This is a genomic window from Paenibacillus sp. 01T431, assembly GCF_056398625.1.
In genome coordinates this window covers 76,189-89,074 of the sequence record NZ_JBFTPT010000003.1, presented here as the reverse complement: position 1 = coordinate 89,074, position 12,886 = coordinate 76,189, and the positions used below count along the sequence as shown (strand labels likewise).

The 12,886-nt window shown below is 44.4% G+C and carries 11 protein-coding genes and 1 pseudogene; 3 read left to right on the top strand and 9 right to left on the bottom strand.

Annotated features, from left to right (window positions below; genetic code table 11):
- Nucleotides 1-181: 181 nt before the first annotated feature.
- On the bottom strand, nt 182-823 hold the full coding sequence (locus AC1DM9_RS05465; RefSeq protein ID WP_477578962.1) for an ATP-dependent DNA ligase: 642 nt from the start codon (nt 821-823) through the stop codon (nt 182-184).
- Between the two features lie 133 nt (nt 824-956).
- On the opposite strand from AC1DM9_RS05465, the gene AC1DM9_RS05460 reads away from it, so the two are divergent.
- Both AC1DM9_RS05460 and fabV read left to right on the top strand, forming a co-directional pair.
- The gene (locus AC1DM9_RS05460) at nt 957-1,166 is read left to right on the top strand and encodes a small, acid-soluble spore protein, alpha/beta type (protein WP_477578960.1); all 210 of its coding nucleotides are present in this window, start codon (nt 957-959) and stop codon (nt 1,164-1,166) included.
- A 204-nt stretch (nt 1,167-1,370) separates the two neighbouring features.
- Complete coding sequence (gene fabV / locus AC1DM9_RS05455) at nt 1,371-2,561, top strand: enoyl-ACP reductase FabV (RefSeq protein WP_477578958.1); 1,191 nt, start codon at nt 1,371-1,373, stop codon at nt 2,559-2,561.
- Nucleotides 2,562-2,594: 33 nt separating this feature from the next.
- Here fabV and AC1DM9_RS05450 read toward each other — a convergent pair.
- Both AC1DM9_RS05450 and AC1DM9_RS05445 read right to left on the bottom strand, forming a co-directional pair.
- Nucleotides 2,595-2,786 (bottom strand): annotated as a pseudogene (locus AC1DM9_RS05450) (hypothetical protein); the annotation flags it as partial.
- A gap of 125 nt (nt 2,787-2,911) precedes the next feature.
- On the bottom strand, nt 2,912-3,112 hold the full coding sequence (locus tag AC1DM9_RS05445) for a cold-shock protein (protein ID WP_054024035.1): 201 nt from the start codon (nt 3,110-3,112) through the stop codon (nt 2,912-2,914).
- A gap of 279 nt (nt 3,113-3,391) precedes the next feature.
- Here AC1DM9_RS05445 and AC1DM9_RS05440 point away from each other — a divergent pair, with 279 nt between their 5' ends.
- Nucleotides 3,392-4,156 (top strand): CAP domain-containing protein, encoded by a 765-nt coding sequence (locus AC1DM9_RS05440; RefSeq protein ID WP_441881603.1) that lies wholly within the window; start codon nt 3,392-3,394, stop codon nt 4,154-4,156.
- 86 nt (nt 4,157-4,242) lie between these two features.
- Here the strand turns inward: AC1DM9_RS05440 and hisC are convergent, their stop codons facing one another.
- The 6 genes from hisC to AC1DM9_RS05410 form a co-directional block, all read right to left on the bottom strand.
- Nucleotides 4,243-5,352, bottom strand: a complete 1,110-nt coding sequence (hisC, locus tag AC1DM9_RS05435; protein ID WP_441881606.1) for a histidinol-phosphate transaminase — start codon at nt 5,350-5,352, stop codon at nt 4,243-4,245.
- A 198-nt stretch (nt 5,353-5,550) separates the two neighbouring features.
- Nucleotides 5,551-8,100, bottom strand: a complete 2,550-nt coding sequence (locus AC1DM9_RS05430) for a beta-mannosidase (RefSeq protein ID WP_477578955.1) — start codon at nt 8,098-8,100, stop codon at nt 5,551-5,553.
- Between the two features lie 37 nt (nt 8,101-8,137).
- Nucleotides 8,138-9,616 (bottom strand): glycosyl hydrolase, encoded by a 1,479-nt coding sequence (locus AC1DM9_RS05425; protein WP_477578953.1) that lies wholly within the window; start codon nt 9,614-9,616, stop codon nt 8,138-8,140.
- Nucleotides 9,613-10,713: an SGNH/GDSL hydrolase family protein gene (locus AC1DM9_RS05420; RefSeq protein WP_477578951.1), complete on the bottom strand. Its 1,101-nt coding sequence runs from the start codon at nt 10,711-10,713 to the stop codon at nt 9,613-9,615. The genes AC1DM9_RS05425 and AC1DM9_RS05420 overlap by 4 nt, the downstream gene beginning before the upstream one ends.
- Before the next feature lie 55 nt (nt 10,714-10,768).
- Complete coding sequence (locus AC1DM9_RS05415) at nt 10,769-11,803, bottom strand: glycosyl hydrolase (RefSeq protein WP_477578949.1); 1,035 nt, start codon at nt 11,801-11,803, stop codon at nt 10,769-10,771.
- A gap of 61 nt (nt 11,804-11,864) precedes the next feature.
- A complete protein-coding gene (locus tag AC1DM9_RS05410; RefSeq protein ID WP_441881620.1) occupies nt 11,865-12,869 on the bottom strand; it encodes a carbohydrate ABC transporter permease in 1,005 nt (334 codons plus the stop codon).
- Nucleotides 12,870-12,886: the final 17 nt, after the last annotated feature.

The following is a 12,886-nucleotide window of genomic DNA, read 5'->3' as shown; positions in this document are numbered from 1 at the left end:
TATAAATGATGTAAGTTAGTTTCACTCCCACTCCCCCCTCTAGTACGGCAGTATTCCATTCCTTCGTTTTAGAAATAAACGCAAAAAAATGCCATCAGCTTTTGCCGACAGCATTCATCTCACTCACTATAAAATCATTTACGTGTATTCGTTGTTATTAATAAAAATATTAATAATACCTTTACTCAGCAATTGAGGTTTTTTTCTGATCTGAAGCCATCGATAACGATTTATAATTATCATTTATCACCTTTAGCCAGCTCTCCTGACGACCCTCAGCGTAGGTGCTATCCTTGCGCTTGCAGGCAATGCCTTCCAAATCCGATCTTCTTACAAGATCAAAAATAGCTGCACCCTCTCGCTCCACGTACAGCATCTTTTTGAAATAGGCATTATCCTCCAAAATATATTCCAGCAGCCGCTTTCGCTCAAGCAGCGGTTTTTGCCTTAAATCAAGCCCGTTGTAATAAAGAATATCAAATACAAAAAACTGGACTGGCTTCGTCCTTTTGGCTTCACGGATACTCGGCTCCTTCTTCAACCTGAAACGTTCCTGCAGCGACTCGAACTCAATCGCTCCTGTAAATGGGTTTACATAGGTTACCTCGCCATCTAACAGAACATCCGCAGGCTCCCTCAACGGTACATTATGTAATTCGGGATACTGCCGCGTAACTTCATTGAAATGCCGAGTATATAAAGCAGCCTTGCTTCCCATAAAGGAGAGCTGCAGGCGGTGTCCATCCAATAGGGGTTCAAATATAAAATCATCATCATCAAAAGGTTTTTCATATTCCGTTAATAACATGGGTTCCACAAACATTACGGCGCCCCCTTTCCGTTTAACCATTTTAGCATGATTTCACTTCAAAAATAGGAGGTAAATTTAGGTGAATGATATGAATAAACTCTCACTCGTATCCACATAATAGGTTCAAGAAGGAGGCTGAGAAAAGATGGCAAATCGTACGAATCAACTTCTTATACCGCAAGCCCGTGCAGCTCTAGAGCAGCTTAAATATGAAGTGGCCCAAGAGCTTGGCATTCAACTTCCGCAAGACGGATATTATGGCAACATGACCACTCGCGATATGGGCTCTATCGGCGGATTAATTACACGCCGGCTCGTTCAAATGGCTGAACAGCAGCTGTCAGGACATCGTTAATTTCTACATAAATAAGCGCCAAGAATGCAGAGATGCTTTCTTGGCGCTTATTTATTTGAGAAAAAATAAGAAATTGTGCAAATAAATGCTTTTGTCACGAATGGAGAACTTCCCTTCTTCAATAAAAATCGGTAAAATGGGAGAGAGTTGTCCCGTTACATAACGCATACAAACAAATTCCATTATGGAAAGGAATATTCTAATATGATTATTCAACCAAAAACACGTGGCTTTATTTGTACGACAGCACATCCTGAGGGCTGCGCACAACAAGTACAGCGTCAAATCGATTACGTAAACGCTCAACCAAGCATTGAAGGCCCGCGCAACGTGCTCGTCATTGGAGCTTCAACAGGTTATGGTCTTGCTTCACGTATCGTTTCTTCTTTCGCTGCTGGCGCTAATACAATTGGCGTTTATTTTGACAAAGCTGCTGAAGGCGCACGCACAGCATCCGCTGGCTGGTACAATTCCGCTGCTTTCGAGGAAGCTGCTGCAGCTGCTGGACGCAAATCTTTCAGCATCGTTGGAGATGCTTTCTCTGATGAAATTAAAGCAAAAACAATCGACTTGATCCGTACGGAACTAGGTCAAATTGATCTTGTTGTCTACAGCGTTGCTTCCCCGCGCCGTACGCATCCAAAAACAGGCGAAACGTTCTCTTCCGTTATCAAGCCGCTTGGCGGCACGTATTCGAACAAAACCGTTAACTTCCATAACGGCGATGTAACGCAAGCTACAATCGAGCCTGCAACAGAAGACGAGCTTCGTCAAACGATTGCTGTTATGGGCGGCGAGGACTGGCAGATGTGGATTGACGAGCTTGAGAAAGCTGGAGCACTTGCTGAAGGCGCAACTACAGTTGCTTACTCTTACATTGGACCTGAAATTACACATGCAGTTTATCGTGAAGGTACAATTGGCGCTGCTAAAAATGATCTGGAAGCTACGGCTCACCGCCTTAATGAACAGCTCAGCACAAATGGCGGTCGCGCATTCGTTTCCGTTAACAAAGCGCTCGTAACGCAATCAAGCTCCGCGATTCCAGTGGTGCCGCTTTATATTTCCGCCCTTTATAAAGTGATGAAAGAAAAAGGCATTCATGAGGGCTGCATTGAGCAAATGTATCGTTTATTCTCAGATCGTCTATACGGCAAAAATGAGACACTGGTTGATGAAAAAGGCCTTATCCGCGTTGATGATTGGGAGATGAGACCAGAAATCCAAGCTGAGGTTGCCGATGTTTGGGCTAAGCTCTCTACAGAAAATGTTTATGATCTTTCTGATCTTGAAGGTTATCGTCGTGAATTTTTCCAGCTATTCGGTTTCGAGACAGATGGCATCGATTATGAARCAGACGTTAATCCAGAAGTAAACATTCCAAATCTTCGCTAATATTTCCACTATAAAACCAATTCGAGCGTTTATTCACTCGAGTTGGTTTTTTTGTGTTTGCTGGTGCAAATACATTACTGGTATGGCCACTGCTATAAGGATCATACCCATAAAAGCGGGTGCGGCATGACCAAATGATACATAGATTTGACCTCCAATGATTGGCCCAATCATTCTGGCTAAGGCTTGAATAGATTGGCTGCCTCCTTGGATTCTCCCTTCGTCTACATACCTATACCTTACCAAAAACAAAAACAGAGTGGTAGTCCTGCTCCCACTCCGAAAATTTATAACTTGATTAATGTATAAAAAAAACCCCTTAACCGAAGTTAAGGGGTTTTGATTTAATACTATAGTTTTACAACGTTTTCTGCTTGTGGTCCACGGTTGCCTTGAGTTACGTTGAACTCAACGCGTTGACCTTCGTCAAGTGATTTGAAACCGTCGCCTTGGATTGCGGAGAAATGTACGAATACGTCATTGCCGCCTTCTACTTCGATAAAACCGAAGCCTTTCTCTGCGTTAAACCATTTTACTGTACCTTGTTCCATAATTGATTACCTCCAAAAGTATATTAACATGTTTTTTCCAGAAAAACTAAAAATCACACATTGAAAAAGATATCATCATACAAATGACAACCTTTTCAATGAGTGAATTCAAGGTTAAATTTGTTGTTTGTATTGATAATATACCATAGGCATTTGTAATAAGCAAGTCTTCATTTTAAAAAAGATCAAATCCCTTTTTTCTCCGGGATAACAACCGCTTGGTCAGGAAATTATATATCGGGTAGCAAGCACACTATTCTAACGTTGAGGAGTATGTACATGCGGAAATTTTTCATTTTAGCTTTACTTATTTTAGCTGTAGGCTGTTCGTCAAATCCAAGGATGTCAACCAATAAGCACTCTGCTCTTGGTTACACATCAACCAAAACACCTATTATTACGTCAACGCCACACACAACCCAGGCCTCTTCAATCTCTACACCGATGATGAAGAATCCTACTGTTTCAATGAAGGGCTCGCAGTATAACAACATTCCAGATTGGCTGTTGGGCGATGGAGCAAATGGACTCGTTAATAAGTACCCTTATCCATTTCCGTCTCAATACCCTGGTCAAAACCCAGCTCAACAACCAACGACACAGAATCCAACAACTCAAAACCCGACCACTCAGAATCCAACGACTCAAAATCCAGCGGAGAAAGCTCCTTCTTCCTCTGGACAATATGAACAACAGGTGCTCCAACTGGTCAATTCTGAACGATCAAAATCAGGGTTGCCTGCACTCAGCATGGATGGCTCTTTATCCAAAATGGCTTTGGTCAAAGCACAGGATATGATTAACAACAACTACTTTGATCATAATTCACCAACTTATGGTTCTCCCTTCGACATGATGAAACAATTCAATATTACGTACAGTTCTGCTGGTGAAAATATTGCTAAAGGTCAGCCTACTCCTGATCAAGTAATGAAGGATTGGATGAACAGCCCTGGGCACCGCGCAAATATTTTGAAATCCAGTTTCACTAAAATTGGAGTAGGGTATTACCAAGGTGCATGGGTTCAAGAATTTACTGGTTAATCGCATCGATCAAAAAAAGAGCAGCCGACGAATTTCCACTCGTTGGCTGCTCTTACTAAAATCGCAGCATAATTATTTACTAAAGATTAAACCGAACCAAGTATTTCGCTTAATGCGGCAATAAACTGATCATTTTCTTCGGGCATACCTATTGAGATACGCACATGGAGCGGCAAGCCCCACGTTTTTCCGTGGCGAACGATAATCCCTTTAGCCATTAAACGCATGTAGATGGACTCCGATTCTGGCCCAAGCTCAGCAAGTACAAAGTTAGTCATACTTTGCGTATATTTGATTCCAAGCTGGTCAAATGAAGCGTACATACGCTCACGTTCCTTGGCAACCAGTGCTTGCGAACTTAAAACATGCTCTTCATCACCGATCGCTGCAGCTGCAGCTGTCTGGGCAAGTGCATTAACATTAAACGGCTCCTTCACTTGAAGAATGCTCTGAATAATTTGCTGAGGAGCAGCCCCATAACCTACTCGAATACCTGCAAGACCGTAAATTTTCGAAAAGGTTTTTAGCACGATGAGCGGGTAGCCTGCTCTTACAAATGCCATTCCATCCGAATACAGCTCCTCCGAAACGTAGTGGCTGTAAGCTGTATCGAGCATAACCATGATACGTTTTGGGATTGAATCGAGTATATATTTCAAATCTTTTTGAGCTACATAAGTACCTGTTGGATTATTTGGAGAACATAGATATATAATTTTGGTACGATCAGTCACTGCAGCAACAATAGCTTCTGCATCATATTGAAAAGCATCATTGAGCGGGACAACGATTGTTTTAGCTCCCATCAGCTGAGCACCAAACTCATATTCACTAAATGTAGGTCCCGGCACAATAATTTCATCACCCGCATCCAAAAAAGCTTCTGCTACAAGCGTGATGAGCTCATCTCCGCCGTTAGTAACAATGACTTGATCTGCATGGAGGTCGTAATAATCGGCAATGGTTTTCTTCAATAATTGAGACTGGTTGTCAGGATAACGATGAAGATCAGTCAAGGCGGTTTGGATGGCTTCAATCGCTTTTGGAGAAGGTCCTAATGGATTTTCATTTGAGGCCAGCTTAATTACATGCTGCAGGCCATATTCGCTCTGAACCTCCCAAATCGGTTTACCTGGCGAGTAGGGCTTCATCACTTCCAAAGCCTTTCGTGGTTTAACTTCAATTTTCTCGTTCATACATTTCACCCTTACTAAATAAAGTCAAAACCTTTATTACGATAATACATTAATCCTTTCTCGCAGTAAAGAGTTAATGCGAGATAAGATTGTCGAAATAATGACCAAATTCCCGCTCCAGCAGTATCGTATTGAACATTAAGAAAAGGAGGCACCCCTTATAGGCGCCTCCTTTTTATTTGTTTTTTTCACTTCGTTTTATTTTTCCTCAGCCAAAAAATCGATCATTGAACGAGCTTGTACCTTGCCCGCTGCAGCTGGCTTACTTGCTGCTTCTCCACTTTCGCGCAAGCGGAACTCTACGATTTTAGCTACACCTGGTATCAAATCAAAGAAATTGTCCGTGAACATGCCCTCGTGCTCTGCAGTAATCCATACCTGCTTAGCAAGCACATCCGTCTCCAGCGCGAACGACGTACCGTTGCTGCCTTGAACCTCTGAAATTCGAATAACCGCTGAAGCAAGCTTCTGTTCTTTCGCTTTTACGAAATAATGTTCCTTGCTGTCTATCAGCTTACCGCCTTGGGTCAGCTCTGCATACAATACAACACGCTTTGCTTCGCAGCCTGTCAGCCATTCCAGCTCGTTTATCGAGCTTACAATTGCTGCACTATTTCCTGCTATGGACACTTGAGTCGTTTCCTGCTTAATTAACACGCCTGCAAAGTCGTATAGCGTTAATCTGAGCTCGCCGTTCAACGTTTCCAGCAAATCCGTTACCGCATGAATATTGATAATGCCGTCATCTGTCTTGTCAAAGGACAGCATTGTGTCGGCGAAGCTTCTTTTCGCATAATACTGCATAGCTTTCCATTTTCCGTAATAATCCATGCCTGCCCAAGAAGCTACTGGCCAGCAATCATTCATTTGCCAGTATAACGTTCCCATGCAATATGGCATGCTGCGACGATGCGCCTCAATCGCCATCTTCATCGCTTCTGCTTGCAGCACCTGACTCATATAGAGGAAAGCAGGGAAGTCCTTAGGCTCGCTCATATAAATATCCATGTATTCTTTAATGAGACGATTGCCGTCGCCATTCTTCTGATGCGCGCGCATTACCTTAGAATCCAGAGCCAAATCCTGCTCCGTTGCGAATTTCATCACCGTATCATACTCAGGGAATGACTGGAAGCCGTATTCACTCATAAAACGGCCGATTTTCAGGTTGTAGTTCTCAAATGGCTCAACTGCGTGCCATACTCCCCAGTAATGAACATCTCCCTCTGTAGATAGCGGATGCGCATGCTGGTTAATGTCCCCCGACAGCGATATAAGCGGTGAGGATGGCCAATATTGTGTTCCTGGCGCATAGGCTTCAACCGCATCAGGTAAAATGTCATGGAAAACCGCCTCGTAGTCCGCCCAAATGACAGCGCGCTGCTCCGATGTATATTCTTTTTTCCAGCCCCAGCCGCCCTTCTCATCAAATTGCGCCCAAGCTGAATCAATCTCGTTATTGCCGCACCACAGCACGATGGAAGGATGATTGCGCAGCCGCTTCACATTCTCTTCTGCTTCCAAGCGAACATTTTCTAGAAAGGCCTCATCGCCAGGATACATGCTGCATGCGAACATAAAGTCCTGCCACACCAAGATGCCGTACTCATCACAAAGCTCATAGAACACCGACTGTTCATATATACCGCCGCCCCATACACGAAGCATGTTCATATTCGATTCCGCAGCAGAAACAATTTCATGTCTATATCGATCATCTGTTACTTCTGTAATGAAGCTGTCATTAGGGATATGGTTTGCACCTTTCGCAAACACAGGAACGCCGTTAAGCTCAAAATAAAACGAGGCTCCTACCTCATCCTTGTCTCGCACCAATCGAATGGAGCGAAGACCAGTACGAACGGACTTTGCAGCTATCAACTCTTCATCCTTGCAAAGCTCTGCTGTAAATGTATATAAATGAGCATCGCCAAGTCCTCTGCTCCACCAAAGCTTCGGATTCTCGATATCAACAGGCAGTTGAATCACATTGATCCCTTGCTTTAAGTGCGCAGCCTGCTCCCAAGTTTGTCCCCCTGCACTTAACTTCACCAAGCCGTTCCATTCATGCTCCGACTCAATTTCCACATCTACTGTTAAGCTAGCTTTCGAAGCATTTACCTGATCCTGCTTCACATATACATCCGTAATTTTGCTGTCGGACCAGCCCTCTAGTCTAGCTTCACGCCAAATACCACTGGTAACGAATCGTGGACCCCAGTCCCAGCCATAATGATAAGGCGCTTTTCTTGCAAAAATACTTATCTTCTGAGCACCCAGTCCGCCAAGCTCTGATTGATCATTACTAGCTGGTAGATTATAGCCAAGCTTCTCGATCTTCGGCAAATCCTCTTGCACAGGGGAGCGGAATTTAATCAACAATACATTATCTTTGGCATTCACCATAGACGCTACATTTGCTTTCCATGTTCTAAACATATTGTCTGCTGACAATACATGATTGCCATTTACATAAACGTCTGCATACGTATCTAATCCATCGAATACGAGTTCAATAGTTGAGGCATTTAACAATTGATCATTTACGTCGAAATGAGTCTCGTATTCCCAATCTATTTTGTCAATCCATTGCAAATCATGCTCATTTGTTTTATAGAAAGGATCTTTGATGATGCCATTGCGCAGTAAATCAGTATGAACGCAGCCAGGCACGATGGCTTCCATCCATTCTTGCTCCTGACAAGCTTTGAATTTCCAATTACTTAGCACTAGTTGTGTTTCTCTCATTTTGTCCTCCTAAGAATATGTGTCTTCCTATCGCTTGTCATTCTTCTTTATCTACAGCTTTTTTCATGCCAAACAAGTCTGGAAGTTCATCCAGTGTCGTCACATTTGAATGATTGTAGATTTTTTTCAAAATCTCTTGGCTGTTATGTTTTCCATCGTTTAAATAATCGCCTTCCCAGGTGACAAACCAGCTCCAATTCGCACCATACGCTTTCATTAAGTCCGGGTCAGGAATGGAACCATTTTCGGTCATTGCAACAAGTTTTTTATTGCTGACTAGAGCGACGAGATTATCAAAATAATTAATGGCGGGAGAATGATCTCCAGGGGCTGGATAACTATCTACACTAACGATATCCACTACGTCATCTCCTGGATACCATTCGGGCTGGACCGAATTCCAGATCCATATGAGATTGTTTAATTCATGCTTATTGGCCAGTCGATCGTATACTATTCGGTAAAGCTGCTTTGCCGGTTCAGGACCCTTTGCTCCCCACCAGAACCACCCGCCTTCCGCTTCATGAAGCGGTCTAAATAACACGGGCACATGGGCATCCTTTAATCTTTGAAGCTGCACGGCAATCGTATCGATATCAGCTAGCAGCAGCTTGTACTCCTCCGATTCAGTGTCACTCAAAGCTTTCTCCAAATCAAAGGTTACCGAATCAGCATAAAACCCCCGCCACCATTCTTTTCCCGGCTCGTCAATTATGCCGGTGGGAGCGTTCCAATGCCATAAGAAGGTTGTAATGCCGCCTTGCTTATGCCAGCCAATTGCTTTTTCCACTTCATACGAGATAGCTCCGTGCTCTGCTCTTGTTTTGGAATAATCGATTAAATCAAACCCGACCATCGCTGGTTCTTTACCGGTAATCTTCTCAATCCAAGAAACATTATCCAGTCCGGTTTGACCCGACAACATCGACTCGCCATAGTTTTCCACCAAATAATTCATTAGTTTTTTGGCTTCTGCAGAAGCATTCCCATTCACTAATTCACCAGAAACCTGATGTTTCGTTTCAGGCTTCGTCTTTTGCAGCTTAATATAGTCGATATCGTAATAACCCCAGCCTCGAGTCAGGCTAATCGTATTCGTGCCCTCTTGTAAAAGAAGCTTCCCTGCCTTGAGCTCCGTAAATTGATCATTTGGCTGTAAAACCAAATCGCCGTGGGGCTCATTATTCAATGAAATGCTAGCTACTTTATTGCCATTTGGCGCCCGGTAGCTGACCCATACATTGTATAATATTGCCTTTGGAGCAACAACCTCAAACGATAACTGGTCCTGCTCATCCGTAAAATCAGTAACGAAGCCTGAGCCAGAGAAGCCCTCCGCTTCTTGAGAAACCATAGTACCTTGAAGCAGCCCGGACTCCGCTTCGTATTTCAAAAATGGTTCTTCCTTGTTTGAGCTTGGCAGAACAGCCAATATAACGACTAAAGCGGCGCCTAGAAGCGCTAAGCTGACAGCCAACGCACTAATGACAACTCGCCTGCTCCTAAGGGCGGTCATCTGATAATCCCCACTTTCGCGAGTCGGAAATTAGTGCCTGTGCATTCTGGTCGATTGCCATGAATGACTTCAAGCTCGAAGCGGTGACGGCCGCTCGCCCAATCATCTCCGAAACAGCTTAAGCGATACCACCCATCATCCTGGACCCATGATGGCCTCTCCCGCTCCATCACTTGCCACTCCCCATCATCTATTCGGTATCGAAACTCAGCTGAGCTTCTCCCGAAGTCAAAGCCAAGAACGAGTCCTCTTCCCTCGAAGGAGAAGGACAACTCTGCTCCAATGGCCGATGTCTCGAGCACTTGATCGATCCACTCCAGATGAGGCCATCTCCTTATGGCCCAAGAACCTCTCGTATGAATGTGATGAAAAGATAAGTCGAATACATCATCCCAGCATTGTGTATCCAGCGGCTTTGGTATCAAGTATGAAACCTGATCAGCCTCCACCGCGTGATCCGCGTACGGTAATTCCTTCTGGAGATAAGCAATTACGCTTTGCCCATAGCTCAAGCTTCCTCTGCTTGTCGGATGAAGACCATCTGGCAGCCATTCTTCAAAGCGCAGCTTGCCTTTCTTGACTTCCTCAAAAGCATACAAACCCATCCATACCGAGCTAAGATCATAATGCTCTGCTATCCGCTCAAATTCATTAATCGTATCCGGTACCAAGCCCTGTGTAATGGCGCTGTACATATTTTGCGAATACGTGTATACGATGACGATATCGCGCTGGCCATCAGCGAGCAATTGCCTTATTAATCCTTCGCGCGAGCGATTGCGCTTCAAGGTTGGCTCGCCTTCATCATTAACTGCATATTCAATAAAAACCAAATCGCAATTCGTATCGATTAAATCGCGTTTGGCGCGGAAAGCAGCTAAATCGCTGCCCGTTGCTCCGATCGCTGCATTTTCAACCGCGATACGCAGTTCCGGGTATTGCTCCGTGAACCAGGCAATGACTGGCTCCGGCCAGTTATGGCGCGGCCTTGCATCGGTAATCGAGCCTCCAATAAAGCCAAGCGTCAAGCGTCCTTCTTGGATTCCGCGCCGCGTTCGATGCAGATTGCTTCGGTGATTCCAAATCGACAAAGTCATAAATGGCGTGCTCCTTGCACAAGTATTAGTCCTTGCGATGAATGGCATCCACCCGCTATTCTCGCAGCTGATAATTTTTCAAATCAGGCAGCTCATCCTTCGTTAACGAGAAAGGGTGATTATAAAATTTGATAAGCTGTTCCCTATCTGTAAACTTCTCGGCATATACTCGGTGTCCATCCACAGTATTGTAGACAAAATTGCCATACCACGTGCAATTCCATGCCCAGAGTGCACGATCCTGCAGCATAAGATCTGGATCAGGAATCGGTCCATTTTCAGACAAAGCAATAATTTTGTTCATGCTTGTGTAAGCGAGTGCCTTCTCGAAACGATCAAGCTGCGACTCGTAATTTTGCTCAGGAGGATAAATATCTTCTCCAATAATATCGACGTACTCATCGCCCGGATACCAATCCGCATGCTGTCCATTCCATACCCAAATCAAATGGTTCAACTTATGCAGGTTCGTCATTCGGTCATACATCAGCTTCCACAATTGAACGCAGGGCTCAGCCCCTTTGCTGCCCCACCAGAACCAGCCTCCCGAAGCCTCGTGCAGTGGTCTCCATAATACAGGCACCCCTGCATCCTGCAGCCGTTTCAGCTCGGAGGAAATCGCATCAATATCTCTGATCAGCAGCTTATAATCCTCTGACTCTTGATCACTCAACGCCTTCTGCACATCAAACGTCGTTGCTTTTGTATAGAAACCGCTGCCCCACGTTCGGTCAGGGGCCAAATCAATTAAATCCTTAGGCGCATTCCAATGCCAGCAAAAAGTTACGATGCCGCCGCTTTGCCACCAATCAATTGCAATATCCGTATCGGAGCATGTGGCCCCGCGCTCTGTGCGCGAGGGTGAATAATTCATGAAATCAAAGCCATAAACAGCTGGGTATTTCCCAGTCACTTCATGCAATATTTCAAGTTCAGGTGTTGATACTACACCGATTTGCTGACCGGTCAATATGCGAGTTCCATAAATGTCGCATAAATAGGTCATCAGCCTTTTCGCCTGATCGTCTGCATTCGGGTTTATGAGCTTAGGTTCCACTATGAAACGGGATTGCTGCTTCACATTCAACATTTATGGTTTCTCTCCTTCTTTGGCATTTCTTTTTGTATATCCTCACTTAACCTACTGCCTGCTAACCGATAATACCGCTCCGCTCCACACTTTCAACGAAATAACGCTGAACGACTAAGTACAAAATGATTAGCGGTATGATAGCAAGCAAAATACCCGTATCAATAATCATTGCCACATGGTTCGGATCAGCCTTAACGTTACCGCCTCCGGCCGCTACCCCCAGCAAACCTGGAAGCAACGCATTGGCTTGGGCTGACAATGTCGAAATCTTAATCGGCATAAGTGCGGATTCACTCATGAACAGCGAAGTGAAAAAGGTATCGTTATACTGCCACACGAAGCAGAACAGCACGACAGTAATGATTGGCGGAATGGCGTTCGGCAGCATGATTTTCAAAAATGTTTTCACTCCGCCAGCGCCATCAATCAATGCTGCTTCCTCTATCTCTTTAGGCATTCCTTTAAAAAACTGGCGGAAAATATAAATGAACAGTCCCGCTTTTAATCCGATTGCTGTCGCAGACGTTATAATAGAAGGCCAATACGTATTGAGCAGATTAACGCCTTCCTTACCCGTCACTAGATGAATGACTCCGAGTATGTCAAAGCTTCTAAAATGAAGATACATCGGAACCATCAACGTGCTTGTCGGAACTAGAATCGTTAATATGACCAGAGCGAACAGCACATTGCTGCCTGGGAAGTTAAAACGGGCGAAGCCGTACCCAGCAAGCGCGCAAGAAGCTGTCGTTAGCAGCGTAGTCACAATAACAAAGACAAGCGTGTTTCCCAGAAGAGGAAAGTAGTGTAAAATATCCATCGCCATTTTGATGTTGTCGAGCGTAAAGTGGACAGGCACCATATAAATCGTCGGATTGTAAATATCGACTTTGTCTTTGAAAGCGACAGAAAACTTCATAAGCAGCGGATAAATGATGATGTACGAGATGCCAATAACAAGCGCGTAACGAAAAATGGCGTACAACGTATCGATCGTCTTATTTTTCATTTTCTGCAGCCGATATTTATTGTCCTCGTTGCGAACAGCCTGTGAAGCCTCCATATGCAGCTTCCTCCTTT